Origin of the sequence: Pseudoalteromonas sp. MER144-MNA-CIBAN-0113 (assembly GCF_040308965.1) — a bacterium.
GTDB lineage: Bacteria > Pseudomonadota > Gammaproteobacteria > Enterobacterales > Alteromonadaceae > Pseudoalteromonas > Pseudoalteromonas tetraodonis.
Map to the genome: position 1 here is coordinate 12,336 of NZ_JBEOOG010000032.1, position 23,824 is coordinate 36,159.

Consider the following 23,824-nt stretch of genomic DNA (forward strand, 5'->3'; position numbering starts at 1 on the left):
AATACGCCTAGCAAAGTCTGGCGTGTTTTTTATTATTGCCACAAATACATACTGGCTCGTTTATTGGCAATATTTAATTCAAATACCTCAGTGCTTGCACACATAGCAACGCCATAGCATACATGTAGCGGTAACAAGTGCTCTTCTCTAGGGTGATTAAAGCGTGCAGCTGGAGCTTGCTGCCATGCTAATAATTGCTGTTCACGCTGTTGCTCGGTTAATGTTTGATCTGCGATTGTGCTTACCAACCAATTTTCAAATGCCTGATTTTGCTGGTTAACATCGTTTGACTGAGTAACACCAAAAGCGCGCATATTATGGAAGGTAAAGCCTGAGCCTATAATTAATAAGTTATCGTAATCAATACTTTGCAACGCTTTACCAATTTCAACATGCAACAGCGGATCAAGGCTTGGGTGCAAGGATATTTGCACACAGGGAATATCGGCCTCTGGATACATAATTTTTAACGGTACAAACATACCGTGATCAAAACCACGCTGTGGATCGAGTTTTGAGTCAATACTATGTGTTGCGAGCGCTTGTTGTACTAAATTAGCAAGTTGCGGCTGGCCAGTACAAGGGTAAGTTAATTGGTACGCCTGCTCAGGAAAACCATAGTAATCATAAATAAGCGGCGGTGAAGAGTGCGCCGTTATACTAATTGGTTGAGCTTCCCAATGCGCGCTGACCATTAAAATAGCAGAAGGCTTTGGGATTTTAGCGGCAACCTGTTCTAAGCAGGCTCGCATTTCTGCATGGTTGGCATCACCTAGTAATGGCATTGGGCCGCCACCATGTGAAATGAAAAAAACGGTTGGGCGTTGCATGTGGTTAATCCTAAAGGACAGATATTATTATAGTGCCTGCGCAGTTAGTAAATAACTAGCCACATAAACGCACAACCTTAGTGCGCAAATATTATATGTGGTGTTTATTCATCAAGCTCTAAGTGAGCGCGTTCAACGCTTTCTTGAGGTAACTCTTTTTGCACCGATACACCCAGCTCTTTAAATTCTGAGGCTTGTTTAATTAAGTTACCTTTACCACGGTATAACTGAGAAAATGCTTTATCGTAGGTTTCTTTGGCTTTATCGAGCTGTTTACCCACCCCTTCCATACTGGTTAAAAAGCCGTTGAGCTTACTGTAAAAACGCTCAGCACGATTAGCCAGCTCTTTTGAATATTTAGTTTGCTCTTCAAAGCGCCATAACTGCTTAACAATATTTAAACTGGTTAGCAGGGTAGTAGGAGTAGCAACCAAAATGTTTTTTTCGATTGCTTGCTGGTAAATGTCGCTTTGGTATTTAAGTGCTTCTACAAACGCAGATTCAATCGGTACAAACATAATAACAACCTCAGGCGAGTTTATCCCTGGTAAACGGTCATACGATTTACTGGCCAACTCATTTATACGGGAAGTTACGGCATTTACATGCTCTTTAATCGCTTGTTGAGATTCCAGCTCTGTTTCGGCATTTACGTAGCGGGTATAGGCATTTAACGATGTTTTTGCATCAATCACTAAGTGGCGTCCTTGAGGTAAATACACCACCACATCAGGGCGCAAACGGCCGTCTTCGGTATTAAACGACACTTCGCGTTTATAGTCTGTGCCAGCTCGAAGTCCTGCGCTATCAAGCACGTTTTCAAGCATTAACTCGCCCCAATTACCTTGGGTTTTCTTTTGCCCTTGTAAGGCATTGCTTAGCTTGTCAGCCTGCTCGGTAATGGCTTGGCTTTTAGCTTGTAAATGTAATAGCTCGGTTTTAAGTGCTGCACGTTGTTTTAAATCTTCAACGTGAATAGATTCCATTTTATCTCTAAAGCCTTTTAGCTCACCTTGAACCGGCTTGAGTAACTGCTCTATGCTTTCTTGATTGAGGGTTTTAAATTTTTGCGATTTTTCTTCTAAGATTTGATTGGCTAAATTTTCGAATTCTTTTTTAAGCGTTTCTTTACTTTGCTCTATATGGGCGAGTTGCTCGCTAAAATGTTGCTGCTTTTGCTCAAGGGTAGTGCGTATATTATTAAGCTCGACATCGCGCAGATTGTATTGCTCGCGCAGGGCGGTTAGCTCGGCTTCGGCTTTACGCCAATATTGATTATAAAGTTGGCTTTGCTTTTCTTGTTCAGTTAATCGCGTTTTAAAATGTTGCGCCTGATCACGTTGCTCTTGATGAGTAAGCCCTAATAAGTCGTGCTCTTCCACTAAAGAGGCATATTGATTTTGCGTATGCTCATACTGGCTTTGTAATAACAATAACTGTTGTTGCTGCTCACTCACTTGGCGCTTTATTTTTTTGCTTAACTGGACTGATACAACGCTGAAAATAGCCATACCGGCTATAGCGCCAGTACCAACACTTAACCAATCTAAATGGGATAAAAACGAAGTAAACATAGAATAAACTTTTAAAATTTAGTGACATGCCATCATAACGAATTACGCTCTTTAGCAGTAGGGTAAAACACTAAATTAAGCGCATAAAAAAAGCCAGCTAGTAAAGCTGGCTCAATATTACTAAATTAGTAATCAAACAGGGAAATCAACATGAAACTTGTAAAACAACATATCAACTACAAGCATAATAGTAGACGCGCGGTGTTTAAATTAGTTCAAAATAATTTTAAAAAAGTTGAATTTGAGGCATAAAAAAGCCAGCTAATAAAGCTGGCTCAATATTACTAAATTAGTAATCAAACAGGGAAATCAACATGAAACTTGTATAACAACACATCAACTACAAGCATAATAATAGACCCAGCCATTTGTGATTAGTTCAAAATAAATTAAATAAAAAAATAAATATTTTTAAAAGCAAAAAAAAGCCAGCGCATTACTGGCTGGCTTAATCATTACTATGTCTAGTAACTACTATATGGGATATCAACATGAAAGCTTGGAGAAACTGCAATTTAACCAAGCATATTAATAGACGCCTACAATTTAAATAAGTTCAAAAACTCGTCATGATTTTTTAAAATTATTTTAGCTTTTAATTAAAGACAGCATTTGTTGTTCGTCAAACTGGGTAAAACTCATTGATTTTTCGGTAAATAATGCATCTACAAGCGCTTGCTTATCTTGCTGCATTTGAAATACTTTTTGTTCAATAGAGTTAGCCATAATTAGTTTATAAACAAACACTGGGTTTGTTTGCCCAATTCGATAAGCACGATCGGTGGCTTGTTTTTCAACGGCTGGGTTCCACCATGGATCAAAATGAATAACGGTGTCGGCTTGGGTTAAATTAAGCCCTGTACCACCGGCTTTTAAGCTAATTAAAAACACGGAAGTGTTACCACTGGTGAATTCGTCTATTACTTTATCGCGATGACGCGTTTGCCCAGTTAGCATACTAAAATTAATATTTAGCTCATTTAAACGCTCGGCAATTAAATCAAGGGCAGAGGTAAACTGGCTAAATATAATCACTTTTCGGCCAAGGCTAAGCATTAAAGGTAAGTGGCTCGATAACCATTCTAATTTAGCACTAGCAGCGTCGGTTTCTGGCTCAATAAGTTTAGGATGACAACAAATTTGGCGAAGTTTTAATAGTGCCTCTAGAAAGGCGAGTTTACTTTTTTGCACGCCTTGCTCAGCAAATAAATCAATGAGCTTTTCTTCAAGCGCACGAGTTATACCTTGGTACATGTCTTTTTGTTTAGGTTCAAACTCAAACTCTTTTATAAGTTCGGTTTTTTGCGGTAGCTCTTGAGCCACTTGGGCTTTAGTACGGCGCAAAATAAACGGCATAATTAACGCTTTTAGTTGCTCTGCACGTTCAATGTTGCTTTCGCGTTCAATAGGGCCTTGAAAATGCTGCTTAAAGTGCGCCTGTGAACCTAATAGCGAGGGCATTGCAAAGTCGAGCAATGACTTTAATTCAAATAAATTGTTTTCAATTGGGGTGCCACTTAAACAAAGCTTAAAATCGGCATTCAAACGTTTAACTAACCGCGATACCTGTGCCGTATCATTTTTAATATACTGCGCTTCATCAAGAATAATGTTTTCAAAATACAGTGGCGAATAATAAGCAATGTCACGTTTTAATAACGGATAGGTGGTTAATATACACTGTGCTTGTGCCAAGTGTTTCAACGCATCATTACGGTGTGCACCAAAAATAGTGGTCACTTTTAAGTTTTTAGCAAACTTGTTAATTTCGTTTTGCCAATTACTCACTAAGCTTGTTGGGCAAACAATAAGCGTAGGGCCAGCCTGCGGAGTATTATAAGAACTGGCTAAATAAGCAATCACCTGCAAAGTTTTACCCAAGCCCATATCGTCCGCTAAAATACCACCTAGCTGATTACGCTTTAAAAAGTTAAGCCAAGCTACGCCTTCTTGTTGGTATTCTCTAAGAACCACAGAATCGTGTAAGCCATGAATGGCGATATTGGGCGATAACAGCGCGTCATTACTTAGCTCATCAAGGTAGCGCTCTAATGACGGATCATGTAGCTCAACATTAATGGCTGTGTGCTTAACTAACTCAGGTAAGTATGAAAGTGGAATATTAAATTCGTCGCGCGTTTTAATAAACTCAAATCGCAATTTAAACTCAATTAATAAATTAAACGCAGCCTTATCTATAACTCCAAATTGACGGCCAACGGGATAGTAATAAAACAATTCGCTTTGACGATTTAACGATTCAAACAGTTTATTATTTACATTAAATAAAGTGGCCACTTTGGTATCGTTAAGCACAACTTTGCAATGCATTTGATGCCCTGCAGCTCTGTTTACATGCAAGGAAATTTGGTTTTTAGTATCGGCAATATTTATTTTGCTCATTGATACTTGCCAGCCACGTTGCTTAAAGCTTGGTAACACCTCATGCGCTAACCAGTGTAAGTGAATAGCTGATTCCTGACTAAAAATAAACTCGCTGTGTAAACCCCCTTTACAAAAATCAAAGCCTAAGTTGACCAGCTCGTTGGTAACGGTGTTTTCAAATGCACTGTTTATTAGTTTTGCAGGCGCTGTACCTGCTAAGTAGTTTTTATTTTTATACTTAAACGATAACGAAATAGCCATTACTGAGCCCGACATGCTGACCTTAAGTACGGCATTACTCAACGACTTAACAGGCATGCTTGGTGCATTAGTAGGATGGGGAATAACACCGGCACCAAAATTATCAGCAAGCTGCTTATAAATTCGATCAAAGTTTGTATCGTGAAGTGCAGGTATTGTTTGTAAATGAGCAATTTCGTCAGCACTTAGTGGCGTGCGAATGCGGCCTAGCTTATATTTATCTAAATCTAAGTAGATGGGCGGCGTAGTTTTAATTAATGCCCAATTAGGAATTTGATCAAGATGAATTTTTAACTGGGTGACTTCTTTTTGTTTTTCCCAAACAAAATTTAGGGGTAAGCCAGGTTGCGCTTTAATAGGTACTCGCGAACGCTGTAAAAATAATCGTTCTGTAGCTAGTAATTGCTGCAGCGCGTTAAAGCCCCATTGACCTTTGAGTTCAATATTACCGACCGCATTTTGCGAGCGGATCCAGCTATATAATCTAAAATCACTTTCTAACAGGTCGCTAGGGGTTACAAAACTATTAAGCTGTTGCTCAGTTAAATTTCGCCCAAGTGCATAATTATTATTTTTATCGTAGTTGGCAATTTTAGGCGTTAAAAATACTTTATCGTTTTCAATATCTAATACAAACAGTAACACTTGTGATGGATGAGCTTGATCGGTGTTTTTAAGCGAGCTAAGTTCGCTAAACCAGTCATTAATAAAATAGTCTTCGCCGTATTCACCTGAGTGTTCAATTTTAAGTTTTAACAAAATTGCAGCCAAATGGCGGCATTTAGTTTTAACATTACAAGTACAGTGTGTGTCGACTGAATAGCCAGTTGGTAATTTACTGATCTCAATTCGTTGGTTAAACGCAATGCCCTTATCGCCTTGCACAGTAGAATCAACCACAGAAAAATCAGCATTATGTTCTAACCAACTTATTTGGCCGTTTTTATAATACGACTTACCTTTTGCTAACACCGCGGGTTTAAACAATTTTTTTATGAATCGCTCAGAAAGAGGAAACTGGGTAGCCTGCTCATTTTTAATTTCTTCAAAAATAGCCATTAAATCATTTTTTGATAAGTTAGCAGACATGTCACTCAAAGTATTAAAATTTAAAAACAATTTTTCCAGTATATGCCTTATCAGCGCTGAGCTAAAGCAATATTATTTTTAAAATAAACTGGTTGGATCTGATTGGTTAGTAAAAAATTGGTTTATAGCGAATTGGCGATCATTGTTTAATTTTTCTCACTAAAAAAGTACGTTTAAATTACAAAAGAAAAACAATTAATTAATTTTAAAAGGAGATTTAGTTCGGCTTAGATCAGGTTTTTACTAACAAGATGAAAAATGGCATTAAAAGGAGGTGTTTAGTTAGTAAAAATATGATCCTTGATGGTTTAAGCCATGTTTTTAGCCTTTTTATGCCACTAAAGATCAGATTTTTACCAACTAAGAAAGAGGTTTAGATCATGTTTTAACTAACCCAACCCCTTTTACAGATCACGATATTACTAACTAATTAAAGGCACTTAATAACTTAGTAAGTTGCTCTAAGCGCTTGTCTGTCATCACTTTATTATTTATTTTAATTGAAACGTCACCACTTTTAAGGTTGCGTTGCACACTAATAAAGTCATTTTCTAAAACCGCTTCACGTTTTGATGCTGTTTTAGGCTCTGCAGTTAGGTATTTAGTAATTAGCATAGCGCGCTTGTCGTCGGCTTCTAAGGCGTTAATTTCATCATTGCTGGCAAGTGCAACAACTAACTCATTAAATGCTTCCTCATCGCGCTCCTTTGCGTTAATCAGCTTTTTAGCAACTTCTCTACCAACATGATTAGCTGTTGGGTAAAGGGCTATAACATCTGCAGATATTTGCTCATACGCTTTTATCGCATCAGCAATCGCTGTATGCGATACCCCTTCAATAACAGCAATTTCACGGTACGAGCCTTTTTTGCCTTGTTGAATAAGATCGTTTCTAGTTTGCTGATACGCTTGACCCAACTCCCAAAGACTAGGGGCAATGTATTGATCTGATGAAACCGCAAGTACTTTGGCATCTTGCTCGCTAAAGTCACTAGAACTCAATACGAGGTAGTCTGCGCCACCTAAAATACAGGCTTTACGACGTCTAGAGCCAGCTAATACAAGGCTCATATCACCTTGCTCCCACAATAGAGCAGGGTGCTGATTACGGCCATCTTCTTTAATAGCAGGAAGAATATCTGCGACTGACTTTTCGTTTAAAAGCGCTTGTACGCGACGATTTTTACCATAAACCTGAGTTGAGTTTTCAATCTCGTTATGTGCTATCACTTTACAAACAAGCGTAATTTCCCGATTAGGATCACTAGGAGCAGGCATACGAATAACATCGCCTGCATTGGCTTGCTCTAAAAGGGCATCTAAGCTGCTACTGCCAACAGCGGTTGCAAAGGGATCTAAGCGGGTGTCATTTTTACGTTTTTTAGCCATTTTTAGTCAACATCCTTACTTAGGCGTATTTAATTTAGATTGAGTGGATTGCCAATTAGAACGAATTAGCATTTCGAGTTCATCAACTACATCTTTGATATTTTCTTGTGCGCGCATTAATGACTCTCTACTTGCTAAGCTGTCAGATGCTTTTTGGTCAAAAATAGTATTAAACGACGATGAACTGGCGGTAATTGCTGAACTATGATTAATAGGATAGCTCATTACTTGGCGGCCAAAAGCACTACGAACATCTTTAACTATGTCACGTTGTGAGTGATTGCCTTTCACATAATTAGTAACTAAAAATTGCATGAAATCCCAACCATCATGGCCAAGAGCGGCAACGGTATGATAAATCTCACCTAAGCGTTTTAAATATTTATTATTTGCATCAAAGTCTACCGCTTCAGGGTGAACCGGAATTAGCATCGCCGTTGAAGCCATTAATGCATTGTAAAACATAAAGTTAAGCGTTGGCGCTGTATCAATTAAAAGAATGTCAAACTCATCTTTTACCGGATTTATTACTCGTTCTAATAGTTTGTGGTAATGGCGTGTTTGCTCATAATTGGAGGTGTCTTTGAGTAATGTTGCTGTTTCGTGCTCAAAATAAAAGTCATCCATACCTGATGGTAAAACACGAATATTAGGAATATGTGTTGGTAAAAAAGAGTTAGACACAAATTCAGGCCATGTTTCACCTTCATCAAGGTCAATGCAATCACGCATCAAATCACCAACGGTAATTGGATCGGGCTCTGAAGATGGGAAAAAGCTTGATGATGACCCTTGAGGATCTAAATCAATTATACCGATACGGTAACGTTTAATGTTAGTGGTAGCGAGTGCAGCAGCAATGTTAACCATGCTTGTTGTTTTACCACAACCACCTTTTAATGAATTAATAACAATAACTTGGAGTTTGTCTGTTGATGCGCGGTGATCAGGCTGTATGTCCATAATATCAGCCATAGCAAAAATATTAACTAAGGTGTAGGCATAGTGGCCATTTGCACCGCGTTTTATATTTAAATCGTCAAAGTCACCATTGTCATGGCGTCTTTTTAAGGTACGATTATTACAGCCAAGTAAATCAGCTGCTGCTTTTTGGGTGTAAGTTCTTAATTCTTTTTCTTCAGATTTAAGATGGGCGCGATAATGTTGGATACGTCCTTCTAGTGATTTTTCAGCAACTTCTGCGGTTGCTTTCAAAAGTCGATAAGTATCTAGCGCGTTTTTATTGATAGACATACTTTATTCCTCAAAGTTAGGTGTTTAGTATAATGTCCATTCAATTAGCTGTAAACAACTATTTAAGGCGACATGCCTTTTAAATACATGACATATAAAATAATTTTTACACCTTTAAGATTGCTTAGTATAAATAAAGAAGTTTAAGTATGGTTAAATATATAAGGTATTAAAGGCTAAGGGTGTAAAATACATATATAACGTAATGATTTATATAAATAATATTAAAAATAGTGGATCAGCATTGTACGTGGTTAAGATCAGATCCTTATCTACTTGCAGATCAGCTTTTTACTAAGCGAATATTTACAATCTAAGTTACGCACAGGTTAAGCACTGAGTTACTCACAAATACCTACCTGTAGATCATATTTTTACTAAGTAAATTATAAAGTTATGCACTAAGCAATAGTGATAATGCATGGTTTAATTAGTATAGATCTGATCTGTAGTAAGTACAGATCAGATCTATGCTAACTCGAACTAAGCTTATCCACAGGGGGTTAAGATTTTTATATAATTTGTCGTGTAAAATATAAAAAAAAACACTTTGTAATGGACAAAATTATTATTTAGTTAGTAAAAATTTGGCTTATCAACACTCAGTTAGTAAAAATGTGATCTGAAAACGCTTGTCTTAATTTTTCCTTAGTAAAATACTGATCTGAGCATTTTATTTGAAGTCAGATCACTTTTATACTAACTTAAACATTTAACTTTTGTGGCTTTATGTGTTGTTATTAGCTGTCACAATAAAAACGGAAATAAAAACCATGAGCCGAAAGGTCAACATCTCGGTAGATAACTTGCCCGATACACTTAGGGGCCAAATTCACGGGGTGGAAAGTGCGATCGATAACGAAAGCCTAGCACTATTTACAGATAATAAAGATGTGCGAATTTCGATAGAAAATGCAGCCCATGGGTTACGCGCTTACTCTAACACATTTAACCATTATGATCTGTGGGGACGTTTTGTTCGCTCAGGCCACAAAAAACTGCCACTTGAAGAAGCCCCTAAAAAAACCATCATTACGCGTAAGATATCTGAAAAAGTAGATGGTATTTTATATGATGGCGAAATAAAAATAACACCGGCTGTGGTCAGTACTCGTAAAGATGGCGAAGATGTAGAATATTTAGTGTGGCCATCAGATAGAGAAGAAAAAGTAGAGCGCGCATTAATTCGCCTAGCTTCAAAAGGTAAAATTGTAAAAATTAATTTTAAGTCCGGTATTCAATATGCCGTTGTGTTTTCTATGAACGAATTAGCACAAGAGCTTAAAGCGGTTGGCCAATCTATGCCATATCCGCAAATTAAAGAGTCGCTTGAAGCATTGCAAGGTTCTAAACTTTCTTTTAAATATTCTGCAACGGATACTAAAAATTCTGATATTGATGATTCGTTTTACGAGTCTAATATGAACTTTTTATCGTCTTTGCACTTTAGTGGTAAGAAAGGCCAAGGCGGAAACGTAAAATGTGTTGCGTGTTTAAATGCATTTGTACACAACATGATTGATAACCTTGAATACAAAGGTTATTACTTTAACAGTGCACAAGAATTAAAACGCGGATTATCGCGTTGGATGATGCTACGTTTATATCATTTATGGCGTTATGCAGCACCAGGAAAAACCTACCATTTTAGATTACTTTCTATTATGGAAAAATATGGCTCTATTTACTCAACGGATGATATTACCGAAAATAAATTAAAAGCACTGCGTCGTGATATGACAACCACGATGAAAGATTTAATTGAAAAAGGAGCAATATCTGAATACAGCATTACCAATGTTAAAGATGATAAAACCGGCAACATAGTCGATTACACTTATGAAATGCATCCGTCTGATCAATTTTGTGATGAGATATTGGCATTAAATAAACACAATAAGCGTATTGAAATACAAGGCGGTAAACGCATTGTTGAAAATGCGGTATTGATTGATGAAGATAAGCTGGAAGAAATTGTAGAAAAGTAATTCTATTTATTTTTACCAACAAATATTTTAAAGGCCACATAATGTGGCCTTTTTAACATAATTTATTTAGTTACTTGTTCTAAATATAATCGGTCCACTAGAAAATCATATTCGCGTTTTCGGGGATGCGATAAGGGTTTTTGGTAACTCGGTAGTTCGCCAAATTTTACGTCGGGCTGTGGGTTAATTAGTATAAAAGGTAAAGCAGCACTAACATGATAGCGATTTTGTGCAGTGTACCTCACATTAACTTGAGGACTAACTCGAGTAGGGCGCCTAATTCGCAATTTTTCTTTTTCACCCAAACTGGCTACTCGAACCTGTTCTTGTGCAACCAGTGACTGCCATTTTTGCTGATCAATCATTCGCGGGTTTTTATAGCCTGCCGATTTTTCTAACATTTCAAGCGCCTTTTTTTTTGTAAGTGTTTTGGTTGCGTGTTTATGCATCCAAGTAAAGCGAACAGAAAAAGGAGATTCAATTTCACTATGAATTTTACGATACGCCGCAAGCGTTATTAAATTTGGTATTGCATTATGCACCGCTTCAAATCGCGCGTCGTTATTATCTATTGCTAAAATACAATTTTTAAAAGCTGCTTTTGCACTATTTACCTGTGCTATGCGATCAATAATGGCTTGTTTATTCGCCTCTTTTATTACTAGCAAACCAGGGTGTCGCTTTAATACTCGGCTGCTTAGCCCTGGCTTTTTATACATATCTGAGAAAGCATTTAAAATTGCCTTATGTGCCAATTCCCCTGTTATTTTTGAAACGCTTATAGACTCAGGGATTATATTTTCTTCAGTACTACTAATCTCAGGTAATTGAAAATACTCTGCTTTAGCAAAGCCAACCTCTTTAAGCTCATCAATTAAGCTAAGTGTTAATTCATTAAGTAAATCAAACTGACTTCTTATTTGTACCTTTGTAACCATTAGCTACCTACCTAGAACACATCTTACTTGTCTACTATTTTCGCAAACAATTTTTTCTTTTGATAGTTATTTTTTTAAATAACATGCTATAGCTAAGATTTACAACAAGTTAAATCAAGTATGATGTGTTCTTTATTGGTTTTTTAAGTACTTTTGCTTCACATACTTTAAAGGAAATAATAGAAGGGGCGAGTTAAGGTACTGAGCTTTGTATGAAGCGCTAGCATAAATATTTAAAAGCGCATAATTGAGTAGCATTCTTTTTTAAAACCACCCGTAAAGTTAAGATTACATAAGTGCAAATTAAGTATGATGTGTTCCTACTGCTATCTGTATCACCATCGCTTAGCTGTTAAGCTTCTACTCAAGCCATTATAATGCACACTCTACCTACTTAGATTATTGTTTTTAAATGTTTATTTATTTTTGCTTTATAAACTTGCTCATCAAAAGTAACTCAAAATAGGCTCTTAAATCTTATTAAAATTTAACTAATAACTAAATAATTAGTAAATAGTGTATTTAGTCCTTGAACAAAGCACACTGCATACGTTAATTTCATTACATCAGGTAATAGGAATGAGGAATGAACATGCAATCGTGGAACCCAAATAGCTGGAGAGAACTTCCAATACTGCAGCAACCACAGTACCCAGATCAAGACGTATTAAAGTCGGTAGAAAGCCAGTTGAAAAGTGCACCGCCTTTAGTATTTGCCGAAGAAACAAGAAGTTTATTTAAACAACTTGAAGACGTATGCGAAGGCCGTGCCTTTTTACTTCAAGGTGGAGATTGTGCAGAATCGTTTAGCGACTTTAATGCAGCTAATATTCGCGATACATTTAAAACCATCTTACAAATGGCTGTAGTATTAACCTATGGTGGAAAGTGCCCGGTTGTTAAAATTGCACGTATGGCAGGTCAATACGCTAAGCCACGTTCAGCCGACTTAGAAACAATAGACGGCGTTTCGTTGCCATCTTACCGTGGTGATATAGTAAATAACTTTGAGTTTACTGAAGAAGCACGTATTCCAGACCCTCAACGTTTAATGACTGCATATCATCACAGTGCGGCAACGCTAAATTTGCTACGCGCTTTTGCACAAGGTGGACTTGCCGACTTACATCAAGTTAACCGTTGGAACATGGGCTTTGTTGCTGCTAATCCACAAAAAGCAAAATACCAACAACTTGCAGACAAAATTCAAGACGCGTTAGAATTTATGGAAGTGTGTGGTATTAATTCAACTATAGCGCCAAGCTTAAAAGAAACTGATTTATACACGTCACACGAAGCGTTATTACTAGGCTACGAAGAAGCATTAACACGTAGAGACCATTTATCAGGTGACTGGTACGATTGTTCAGCACACTTTGTTTGGATTGGTGAACGTACTCGCCAGCTAGACCATGCTCATATTGAATTTTTTAAAGGTATTAAAAACCCAATTGGCGTTAAAGTTGGACCAGGTATGGATCCAGACGAGCTTATCCGTTTAATCGATGCGCTTAACCCGGATAATATCCCAGGCCGATTAACACTTATCACGCGCATGGGTGCGGATGTATTACCAGAGAAGTTACCTGCGCTGGTGCGTAAAGTACAGCAAGAAGGTCGCAAAGTAATTTGGAGCTCAGATCCAATGCATGGCAATACTGAAAAAGCCAGCTCAGGTTACAAAACGCGTAGCTTTGATAATATCATGCGCGAAATTAGCCAATTCTTTGCTGTTCATAAAGCAGAGGGTTCTTACGCAGGCGGTGTTCATTTAGAAATGACCGGCCAACATGTAACAGAGTGTACTGGCGGTGCATACGGTTTATCTGACGATGACCTTGCTCAGCGCTACAAAACACAATGTGACCCACGCTTAAATGCTGATCAAGTATTAGAGCTTGGATTTTTAGTAGCTGATTTACTAAAAGATGCGCGTAAATAATACCCGTTCATAAATACCAAAAGCCGCTTTTATTTAGCGGCTTTTTTGTGTATTAACTGTAATTACGCGCTTAAATCACACATTAGTTTGTTAGTACTTACGACGCTCAAGGCCTGTATCAGAAATGATTTTTGCTGAAATTTCTTCAACAGAATGATGAGTAGAATTTAAATGGGCAATTTTATGTTTTTTATACAGCATTTCAACTTCGCGCACTTCAATACGACACTGCCTGATTGATGCGTATTTTGAATTTGCCATGCGTCTGTCTCTTATTGCAGCCAAACGCTCTGGATCAATAGTTAAGCCAAACAGTTTATGCTTATAAGGCACTAAGCATTTTGGTAAACCTTCGCTTTCTAAGTCGTCTTCGGTTATCGGGTAATTGGCTGCTTTAATGCCATACTGCAACGCTAAATAAAGACTGGTGGGTGTTTTACCACTTCGACTAACGCCAACTAAAATAATATCAGCCTCCGCAAAGTTTTTAATGTTGCCACCATCATCATTCATCAACGCGTAATTAACGGCATCAATTCTAAAATCATAACTTTTTTCATGAATAGAGTGTGTTCTGTGTACTTTTGGTACTGGCGCCACATTTAATTCTTTTTCAATTTTTTCGCTATAGGTACTTAAAAAATCGTATGAAACTGCATCCGCTGAGCGAATAATCTCAGACAATTTATGATTCACAAAAGTAAAAAACACCAAAGGCTTTTCACCTTGCTTAGATGACGTAGCGTTAATAAGCGCTTTTATTTCATGCGCTTTTTCTTCAGTTTCTACAAAAGGGATTGTTTTATGATTAAATTCGACAGGGAATAAAGATAAAGTCGCATGACCAAACACTTCAGATGTGATTGCTGTGCCATCTGAAATATAAAACGCAGTTCTCATAAAGCCTCTTTTTTATTACATTTAATTTTAAAATCAGTGTATCACGGTTTACGTGGGGACGTTTGCCAGTGTAGAATGGTGGCGACCTTTATAAAAGGTTTTCTTTCTTAACTCTCACAGTTACTACTACAATTTGTTTTTTGGAGAAAGATCCGTGCAAGAATACGTTCTCTGGTATCAAGAGCTTGGTATGCAAGATGTTCCTCGAGTTGGCGGTAAAAATGCCTCACTTGGTGAAATGATTTCAAACTTAGCTAACGCAGGTGTGCAAGTCCCAGGTGGTTTTGCTACTACCTCAGACGCTTTTAACGAGTTTTTAGAACAATCAGGACTCAACGCAAAAATTCATGACATTTTAGATACACTCGATGTTGATGATGTAAACACACTCGCCAAAGTCGGCGCCGATATCCGCCAGTGGATTATCGATACCCCATTCCAACCTAGTCTAGACAAAGCAATCCGCGACGCATACAGCCAGCTACATGGCGACACAACTGCAGATGTTTCATTCGCTGTTCGTTCATCAGCAACCGCTGAAGATATGCCAGATGCCTCTTTTGCAGGCCAACAAGAAACGTTTTTAAACGTTGTTGGTATAGATTCTGTAATGACAGCCATCAAACACGTATTCGCTTCGTTATTTAACGACCGCGCTATTTCTTATCGTGTTCACCAAGGCTACGATCACCGTGGTGTAGCGTTATCAGCGGGTATTCAACGCATGGTACGCTCTGATAAATCAGCATCAGGTGTTATGTTCAGTATTGATACTGAATCTGGTTTTGAAGATGTTGTATTTATCACATCAAGTTATGGTTTGGGTGAAATGGTTGTACAGGGTGCGGTTAACCCAGATGAATTTTATGTTCATAAACCAACGCTACTTAAAAACAAGCCAGCTGTAGTTCGTCGTAATATTGGCTCTAAAGCCATTCAAATGATTTACTCACAAGACAAAGCTCACGGCAAACAAGTAGAAATTGTTGACGTAGATCCAGCGCTTTCAAACAAATTCTCGATTACAGATGAAGAAGTGCAAAACCTTGCCAAACAAGCTGTAATCATTGAAAAACATTACGGTCGTCCAATGGACATCGAATGGGCAAAAGATGGTAACGATGGCAAACTATATATAGTTCAGGCGCGTCCAGAAACAGTTCGTTCAAACGAAGACACTAACGTAATGGAACGCTTCCAACTTAATGGCAGCAGCAATGTTGTTGTTGAAGGCCGTGCAATTGGTCATAAAATTGGTAGTGGTGTAGTGCGTGTACTTGATTCAATCAAAGAGATGGACCAAGTACAAGTAGGTGACATTTTAGTTACCGACATGACCGACCCAGATTGGGAACCTATCATGAAACGCGCGGCTGCGATTGTTACAAATCGTGGTGGTCGTACATGTCATGCTGCAATTATTGCACGTGAGTTAGGTATTCCAGCCGTTGTTGGTTGTGGTAATGCAACAGATTTAATTACAGCAGGTCAAGAAGTTACTGTATCATGTGCCGAAGGCGATACTGGTTTCATCTATGAAGGTATTTTAGACTTTGAAGTACTTACTTCACGTGTTGACGAAATGCCTGAACTTCCAATGAAAGTAATGATGAACGTAGGTAACCCGGATCGCGCATTCGATTTTGCACGTTTACCACATTCAGGTGTTGGCCTTGCGCGCGTTGAGTTTATCATCAACCGTATGATTGGTGTTCACCCTAAAGCGTTATTAAATTTTGATGCACAAACAGATGCATTAAAAGCAGAAATCACAGACATGATTGCCGGTTACGAATCACCTGTTGAATTCTATATTGGAAAACTGGTTGAAGGTATTTCTACCCTAGGTTGTGCGTTTGCACCAGAGCGTGTAATTGTTCGTATGTCTGATTTTAAATCAAACGAATATGCTAACTTAGTGGGCGGCCAGCAATACGAGCCAGAAGAAGAAAACCCAATGATTGGTTTCCGTGGCGCTGCACGTTATATCTCTGAAGACTTCCGTGATTGTTTTGCCCTTGAGTGTGAAGCTATAAAACGTGTTAGAAATACCATGGATATGACCAACATCGAAATCATGATCCCATTCGTACGTACCCTTGAAGAAGGTAAACGCGTTATTGAATTACTTGAAGAACATGGCCTTAAACGTGGCGAAAATGGTCTTAAAGTAATTATGATGTGTGAGCTTCCGTCAAATGCATTAATGGCTGAAGAATTCTTAGAATACTTCGATGGTTTCTCTATCGGTTCTAACGATTTAACTCAGTTAACGCTTGGTCTTGATCGCGACTCAGGTTTAATTGCTCACCTATTTGATGAGCGTGACCCTGCAATCAAAAAGCTACTTTCTATGGCTATTAAAACAGCCAAAGAAAAAGGTAAATATGTAGGTATTTGTGGTCAAGGTCCTTCAGATCATGAAGACTTTGCAGCATGGTTAGTAGAGCAGGGCATTGACTCTGTTTCGCTAAACCCAGATACAGTACTAGAAACATGGTTATACTTAGCAGACAAACTTGCTAAGTAAGTTACCTCGTTAAAAAATGCCAGCAACTGCTGGCATTTTTTATGATTAAAAATTAATTTTTTGCTAATTTTTTATCTAAATAGGCACATGAGCGAGTCAGTGCTTTTTGACACCAAGTTAAATACCCTCTTGCTTTAGGGTAATACATAGAAAAGCAGAATAAGCCTGCAATAAAAAATATTAACGATGGCCCTGGCACCACAGCAAACAATAATCCGAGTAAAATAAACAGTGTTCCGCTGATCTGCATAAGTAGTTTTTTCATATAAACCTCATAGTAGGCGTTTAACTTGATTATAATTGCAGCTGCTCATATATCGATAAAAAGAGTGTTACAAACTGTAAAATCTTCAATTTCTATTAGCCATCGCCATGATATAATTACACAAATGCATTAATAAGCGCCGCCATGATAGCAACTATTACACAACAAGATGCCGCGACCGACTTGGTTGCAAATTACTTAAATACCATAAAAAATCAAGGGTTTACTGGAGATACAGACGCCAGTTATGCAACGAGACTGACTGCATCAACCGATAACAGTATTTACCAGCAGCTTCCGCAAGGTGTTATTTTTCCTAAAAGCGAAAAAGACATTCAAGTTGCTCTGCAAATAGCATCGCAAGACCCTTTTTTATCGTTAACTTTTGGTCCTCGCGGTGGCGGCACAGGAACAAATGGTCAATCTTTAACGCCTGGTATTGTGGTTGATTTATCACGTTATATGCGTGAAATCCTCGAGATAAATGTTGAAGAAGGTTGGGTACGAGTTCAAACGGGCGTGATAAAAGATCAACTTAACAACTTTTTAAAACCGTATGGATTTTTCTTTTCACCCGATTTATCTACCAGTAACCGCGCCACTATTGGCGGCATGATCAGTACTGATGCATCGGGGCAAGGCTCCTTAGTTTATGGCAAAACCAGCGACCATGTTTTAGGGCTAACCACCTATTTAGTTGATGGCACTGCAATGTCTACCAGTCCAATAGACATTGAAAAAGCAAAAATAATTGCCGATCAGGAATCCTTAATTGGCAAACTCTACAAAACAGTATTAGACATATCACTTAATGAACGCGACGCTATATTAGCCAAATTTCCACGGTTAAATAGATTTTTAACCGGTTATGACCTAGAGCATGTGCTAAGTGAAGACTTACAAACTTTTGATATGAGCCGCTTAATAACCGGATCAGAAGGCTCTTTAGGCATAGTTACTGAAGCAAAATTAAACCTAACACCTATCGCAGAATTTAAAACCCTCATAAATATAAAATATGACAGTTTTGATTCTGCACTTCGCCATTCACCATTTTTAGTTGATGCTCGCGCAACTTCAGTTGAAACCGTTGACAGCAAAGTATTAAATCTAGCTCGTGAAGATATTATTTGGCATTCAGTATCGGACTTAATAACTGATATACCAAATAAAGATATGCAAGGACTCAACATGGTTGAGTTTAATGCCGTATCACCAGAAGACATAAAAAACAAAGTAGACACTTTGTGCAAATTGTTAGATGAGTGTGTTGCTAATCAAACTAATGGTGTTATTGGCTATCAGTTAACCAGCGAGAAAAGCGATATATTAAAAATTTATGCAATGCGTAAAAAATCAGTGGGTTTACTCGGTAATGTAAAAGGCAGCCAAAAACCTCTCGCGTTTGCAGAAGACACCGCCGTTCCACCAGAAAATTTAGCCGATTATATTGTTGAATTTAGAGCGCTACTTGATAGCTATAATTTACAGTACGGTATGTTTGGCCATGTTGATGCTGGCGTTTTACATGTTAGGCCAGCACTGGATATGTGCGACCCTGAACAAGAAAAATTACTGCGCACTATTTCAGATGAAGTAGTAAAACTCACCGCAAAATACGGTGGTTTAATGTGGGGCGAGCACGGTAAAGGTTACAGAAGTGAATACGGTCCTGAATTTTTTGGTGAGCATTTATTTACCCAATTACGAAAAATAAAATCGGCGTTTGACCCAAATAATAAGATAAACCCCGGTAAAATTTGTACTCCGCTTGAAAGTAAGGACTCACTAGTTAGTGTTGATGGGCAGAAACGTTCTTACTTCGATAAGCAAATTTCTATTGATGTTAAAACCAGTTTTAATAATGCAATGACCTGTAATGGTAACGGCTTGTGTTTTAATTATGATGAAAACTCGCCAATGTGCCCATCTTATAAAGTGACCGGCGATCGCCGTAATTCACCTAAAGGTCGCGCGGGTTTAATGCGTGAATGGTTACGACTTCAAGAATCGAAAGATGTTAATTTGCTTGAAGTAGAAAAAGAGCTAAACAAAGGTGAAGTGATCACCTGGTGGGAGCGTTTTGTTCATAGCCGTGAAAAAAATAAAGGCGTTTACGATTTTTCTCACGAAGTAAAAGCATCAATGGACGAATGTTTAGCATGTAAAGCGTGTACTACCGCTTGCCCAATAAAGGTAGATGTACCAACTTTTCGAGCTCGTTTTTTAAATTATTACCATAGTTATTATGCGCGCCCACTCAAAGATTATTTAGTGGGTAATATCGAAAATAGCGCACCGTTAATGGCAAAGTTTGCTAGGATTATTAACCCAATTGTAAAAACATCACTTGTAAGTAGCATTATTAAAAAAACAGTCGGTTATGTTGATACCCCGCAGCTAAGTATTCCAGCACTCGGTAAACGTATAAACAAAGCGCAAACATTTAATTTAGAATTACTTAAAAAATTAAGTACGGATGAGCAAAATGCTTATGTACTCATTGTTCAAGACCCATTCACCAGCTTTTACGAAGCAGAATTGGTTGAGAGTTTTATTACACTAATTACTCAGCTTGGAAAAAAACCAATGCTGTTACCCTTTAAACCCAATGGGAAACCTCAGCACGTGAAAGGTTTTTTACATGAATTTAAGCTAACGGCAAAAAGTGCTGCAGAGTTTTTAAATCAGCTTAATGACATTAATGCGCCGTTAGTTGGTTTAGATGCGTCGTTAGTGATGTGTTATCGCGATGAGTATAATACAATTTTAGAAAGTAACCGTGGCGATTTTAATGTGCAACTTGCGCATGAATGGTTAGAAACACAATCGTTCAGTGCTTTAAAAGCTAAACAAATAAATACTGAATTTACCTTATTAAGTCACTGTACCGAAACGACTGCATTACCAAAAGCAGCAAGTGTGTGGAAAAATATTTTTGATGAACTTGGTTTAACATTAAACACCACAAATACTGGGTGTTGTGGTATGGCCGGCACTTATGGTCATGAAGCACAAAACCAAGCAAACTCCAAAGCACTTTATGAAATGAGTTGGAAACCTATCGTTGATAAAAATAAACCTGAGCAACTTTTATCAACTGGCTTTTCATGTCGTAGCCAAGTAAAACGTTATGAAAAATTTAAGCCTAAGCATCCAATAGAGTTACTGGCAAAAGTACTTAGTTAATAATTTAACTAAGTAAGCTGTAAAATAAAAAGGCGCAACTTATTATTAAGTTACGCCTTTTTATTTTTGTTTATATTTATTTAGTTTTTTTAGCAAAACTGTCTGCAATCGGTTTTGTACTAATACCATGAATAAATACACTAAATAAAATTGTGGTCATAGCAATGGTCGCAATTTGAAATTTATTTTCTATTTGTGTGTCTATCACCATTAAGGTAAATACAATTGAAGCCAACCCCCTTGGCCCAAACCAAGCAAACGTTAAACGCTCTTTTATTTTTAATGACGTAAATTGCAGTGACAACATAACAGGAATTATTCTGATCAGTGTTGTACTAAGTAGCCCATAAATTATTATTTCAGTATTTAATTTCGGGATCACTAAATAAGCACAAACAAAACCGAATAAACACCAAATCATTAAAGAGGAAAAGTCAGCTATATGCTCTGAGTCTTCAATCAGCTCTTTGTTTATTTTGGTGCTCGCGTATTTATCAAATAAAAGCCCAGCTACAAATACGGCAATAAATCCACTGCCATGAAAATATTGCGTAAGTGAAAATACAGCCATAGCAAAACCCAATAGTAAAAACGGGCTAGTGTTTTGGGCAAAGTAATGTCGCTTCATTGCAAAGTTTAAACACGGAATAAAAACAGCAATACCTGCGAATGCAATTAATAATGCAACTCCCAATTCTCTACCAAATACAGTTAACGTTTGTGTTGCAGTAATTGCGGATTCAGGATTTTTTGCAAGCAGAATAAATATTAAAAATATAGGCACACATAAGCCATCGTTTAAACCACTTTCAGTATTAATACCTTCGCGTATTTTTTCAGGCACTTTTGTATTACTTAATAACCCCTTACTTAACGCCGCATCGGTTGGGGTTAATATAATTGCGATAAGTGCTGCTTGAATTAATGAAAGCTCAGCAAATAAAAATAACGCGGTAGCAACCCCGAGTAATAGGGTTAAAGGTAAGGCAACAAATAAAAGTAAACTAGGATATTGAAAACTATGCCTTAATACTCCTAATTTTGACTTTGCTGCATCGGTAAATAAAAAGATACTGAGCGTTAATTCGATAAAGGGCAGTAAAAACCGTAAGCCATTTTTAAAATTTTCACTTTCGTTCGGAGCTATCAATGCTAGCAGCATCCCCCCTATAACAAAAAACATCGGCCCAGTAATTTCTGTTTTTTCTAATTGGCGTAGTGTTATAGAATAAATTAAAAATAATGCACCAATAAAAGCAATAACTAAGTATTCCATTAAATCTTCCTTTTTATTCCAGACTTTGCCCGTTCTTTAATATTTGTTTGAATATATATTTGATCAGTTGTGGCTATTTTTGCGTGACCTAAATCTTCAGATAAATGTTTTAAAGGTCGAGTTTGTGCGTCATGCGTTGCACCGGTATGTCGAAGCCAATGTGCAGTGGCCGCTTCTAATTGTTCCGCGTCATCTTTAAACCCATCATCAAGTAATGACTGCTGTGCAATATCAAAACTTTGTTGTACTAAACGTCGAATTTGTCTTACTGTCATACCACCTTGGCCACGAATTTTATGCACTAACGGGTCGGATTCGTCAACCCGGGGCAGGGCAGGTAAACCACGGTATAACCGATAACGTTTTAAATACTCAAGAAAATCATCACTTAAAGTTACATCTCGTAATTTATTACCCTTACCCATTATACGTAAAAACCAAAAGCCATCGTTATCTTGCCAAAAATGAGACATAACAGGTGACCATTGTGGACGTTCTGATAATTCTGATATACGTAAATATAATCCTTTTAAACAGGCGAGGGTAAAAAGGTTTCTTTCATACTCTGGTTTTTGTTCGCACAGATCACGCGTTACTCCAAATACGTATTCCCATTGAATATCGCTTAATGTATCGGGAATTTGTATTTGTGATTGTACAACCAAGTAGGGGCTATTTTTCTTAACCACAGGTACAAAGTTAGCGAAGGTTTTTTCTTCTAAAATAGCGAACTTGTAAAATACATTAAGTGCAGTAAACATAGCGGATAATGTTTGCTGACTCGCAATAGATTCTTTTTGCATGAAAGGGCGCCAATTTTGGTTTAACCTACGTACTCCTTGCTCATCTTTATAGCGCCACTGCACCGAAGTTGATGCCCACTTTTTGTCCGGCTCGACCATAAAATCAACATACGCCTCAATATCTTCACGCTTTAAATCGAATACTGATTTTTCAGCTATAAGCCATGACCACAAATAAAATCGTTCTAATTCATTGCGAAAACGACTATAAGTTGCTTCTGATTTTCGGCCATAAACATATAAAAACTGGTATAAAAAGTTAAGATCGGCCTTTGATTCAGTTACAGTCAAGCTGACTTGCTGTATAAAAGAGGCTAGTTCTGGATATTCTGATTGGAGTGTATTATCTTCAAGGTGAGCTATTTGATAACGTAATTGTTTTAATGTATCGACCAGAGCAACAAGCATAATAGTAAAATATATAAGAAAATAATAGACTTATAGATTAACCTTAAAGTCCGATACTGTCTAGTATTGGACATAACGAAATTTTGATATTTATGCTAAATGCAGATTTATTAACCATATACCTTATTAAAGGAAAAATCATGAAAAAATTACTTCTGTTGAGCATGTTAGTTATTAGCGTTTTATTAACAGGTTGCGCTACTACAGGCAGTGCTTCTCCTGGAGAAAAACGTGCTTTAGTACAAAGTATGAAATCGAATACATTAACTGCTTTATACGAAAAAAAACCAGATGTTAAAACTCAAATTGCAAACTCTGCCGGTTATGCTGTATTTGATAATGCCAACGTAAACGTTATTTTAGCCAGTTTTGGTGGTGGGTACGGTGTAGTAAAAAATAACCTAACCGGAAAATCTACCTATATGAATATGGGCGAAGCTGGTTTAGGCTTAGGTTTAGGTGTTAAAGATTTCAATATTGTGATGGTTTTTCACGATCAAGCAGCGTTAAATAGATTTATTAAACATGGTTGGGCGTTCGGTGGTAATGCCGATGCTGCTGCAAAATACCAAGATAAAGGTGGCGCTTTAGTTGCCGAAGCTATTGCTGACCAAGTTACTGTTTACTCTTTAACCGAAAGTGGCCTTGCACTGCAAGCTGTTTTAAAAGGCACTAAATTTTGGGTCGATTCTGAGCTAAACTAAGCTATCAAAACCCTATCATAAGTGGGCTAGTTTTATGGATTACGCCCACTTTAATTTAATTCACTCAATTTAACATAACGTAATTTATGGGTTGTCGCT

At 37.5% G+C, this 23,824-nt stretch carries 15 protein-coding genes; 5 read left to right on the top strand and 10 right to left on the bottom strand.

Annotated elements, in window-relative coordinates; translation table 11 throughout:
• Positions 1 to 32: 32 nt before the first annotated feature.
• The 5 genes from AAEY57_RS10195 to AAEY57_RS10215 all read right to left on the bottom strand — a co-directional run bounded on the left by AAEY57_RS10195 (position 33) and on the right by AAEY57_RS10215 (position 8,782).
• Positions 33 to 830, bottom strand: coding sequence for a DODA-type extradiol aromatic ring-opening family dioxygenase (locus tag AAEY57_RS10195; RefSeq protein ID WP_350607759.1), 798 nt, complete (start codon positions 828 to 830; stop codon positions 33 to 35).
• Between the two features lie 104 nt (positions 831 to 934).
• The gene (locus tag AAEY57_RS10200; RefSeq protein WP_090494977.1) at positions 935 to 2,404 is read right to left on the bottom strand and encodes a DNA recombination protein RmuC; all 1,470 of its coding nucleotides are present in this window, start codon (positions 2,402 to 2,404) and stop codon (positions 935 to 937) included.
• 588 nt (positions 2,405 to 2,992) lie between these two features.
• On the bottom strand, positions 2,993 to 6,139 hold the full coding sequence (locus tag AAEY57_RS10205; protein WP_350607761.1) for a DEAD/DEAH box helicase: 3,147 nt from the start codon (positions 6,137 to 6,139) through the stop codon (positions 2,993 to 2,995).
• Positions 6,140 to 6,565: 426 nt separating this feature from the next.
• Positions 6,566 to 7,528: a transcriptional regulator gene (locus AAEY57_RS10210; protein ID WP_013462769.1), complete on the bottom strand. Its 963-nt coding sequence runs from the start codon at positions 7,526 to 7,528 to the stop codon at positions 6,566 to 6,568.
• Between the two features lie 15 nt (positions 7,529 to 7,543).
• Positions 7,544 to 8,782: an AAA family ATPase gene (locus AAEY57_RS10215; protein ID WP_008464468.1), complete on the bottom strand. Its 1,239-nt coding sequence runs from the start codon at positions 8,780 to 8,782 to the stop codon at positions 7,544 to 7,546.
• Positions 8,783 to 9,555: 773 nt separating this feature from the next.
• Here AAEY57_RS10215 and AAEY57_RS10220 point away from each other — a divergent pair.
• A complete protein-coding gene (locus tag AAEY57_RS10220) occupies positions 9,556 to 10,770 on the top strand; it encodes a hypothetical protein (protein ID WP_013463357.1) in 1,215 nt (404 codons plus the stop codon).
• A 62-nt stretch (positions 10,771 to 10,832) separates the two neighbouring features.
• Here the strand turns inward: AAEY57_RS10220 and AAEY57_RS10225 are convergent, their stop codons facing one another.
• Positions 10,833 to 11,708 carry a DNA replication terminus site-binding protein gene (locus AAEY57_RS10225; RefSeq protein WP_350607764.1) on the bottom strand — a complete coding sequence of 292 codons (876 nt, stop codon included), beginning with the start codon at positions 11,706 to 11,708 and terminating at the stop codon, positions 10,833 to 10,835.
• 592 nt (positions 11,709 to 12,300) lie between these two features.
• Between AAEY57_RS10225 and AAEY57_RS10230 the strand changes: the two genes are divergently transcribed.
• The gene (locus AAEY57_RS10230; protein WP_024602472.1) at positions 12,301 to 13,650 is read left to right on the top strand and encodes a class II 3-deoxy-7-phosphoheptulonate synthase; all 1,350 of its coding nucleotides are present in this window, start codon (positions 12,301 to 12,303) and stop codon (positions 13,648 to 13,650) included.
• A gap of 90 nt (positions 13,651 to 13,740) precedes the next feature.
• Here AAEY57_RS10230 and ppsR read toward each other — a convergent pair whose 3' ends face one another.
• The gene (ppsR, locus tag AAEY57_RS10235; protein WP_008464475.1) at positions 13,741 to 14,550 is read right to left on the bottom strand and encodes a posphoenolpyruvate synthetase regulatory kinase/phosphorylase PpsR; all 810 of its coding nucleotides are present in this window, start codon (positions 14,548 to 14,550) and stop codon (positions 13,741 to 13,743) included.
• Positions 14,551 to 14,704: 154 nt separating this feature from the next.
• Between ppsR and ppsA the strand changes: the two genes are divergently transcribed.
• Positions 14,705 to 17,080, top strand: a complete 2,376-nt coding sequence (gene ppsA, locus AAEY57_RS10240; protein WP_008464476.1) for a phosphoenolpyruvate synthase — start codon at positions 14,705 to 14,707, stop codon at positions 17,078 to 17,080.
• Positions 17,081 to 17,132: 52 nt separating this feature from the next.
• Here ppsA and AAEY57_RS10245 read toward each other — a convergent pair whose 3' ends face one another.
• Positions 17,133 to 17,345: a PGPGW domain-containing protein gene (locus AAEY57_RS10245; RefSeq protein WP_008108725.1), complete on the bottom strand. Its 213-nt coding sequence runs from the start codon at positions 17,343 to 17,345 to the stop codon at positions 17,133 to 17,135.
• A gap of 144 nt (positions 17,346 to 17,489) precedes the next feature.
• Between AAEY57_RS10245 and ydiJ the strand changes: the two genes are divergently transcribed.
• Complete coding sequence (gene ydiJ, locus AAEY57_RS10250; protein ID WP_008464478.1) at positions 17,490 to 20,534, top strand: D-2-hydroxyglutarate dehydrogenase YdiJ; 3,045 nt, start codon at positions 17,490 to 17,492, stop codon at positions 20,532 to 20,534.
• 76 nt (positions 20,535 to 20,610) lie between these two features.
• On the opposite strand, the gene AAEY57_RS10255 is transcribed toward ydiJ, so the two are convergent.
• The gene (locus AAEY57_RS10255) at positions 20,611 to 21,810 is read right to left on the bottom strand and encodes a cation:proton antiporter (RefSeq protein WP_008108721.1); all 1,200 of its coding nucleotides are present in this window, start codon (positions 21,808 to 21,810) and stop codon (positions 20,611 to 20,613) included.
• Entirely contained in the window at positions 21,810 to 23,021 is a 1,212-nt protein-coding gene (locus AAEY57_RS10260; RefSeq protein ID WP_008108719.1) for a tyrosine-type recombinase/integrase, read from the bottom strand. Before AAEY57_RS10260 ends, AAEY57_RS10255 begins: the two co-directional genes overlap by 1 nt.
• A gap of 140 nt (positions 23,022 to 23,161) precedes the next feature.
• Between AAEY57_RS10260 and AAEY57_RS10265 the strand changes: the two genes are divergently transcribed.
• Positions 23,162 to 23,725 carry a lipid-binding SYLF domain-containing protein gene (locus tag AAEY57_RS10265; RefSeq protein WP_008108715.1) on the top strand — a complete coding sequence of 188 codons (564 nt, stop codon included), beginning with the start codon at positions 23,162 to 23,164 and terminating at the stop codon, positions 23,723 to 23,725.
• Positions 23,726 to 23,824: the final 99 nt, after the last annotated feature.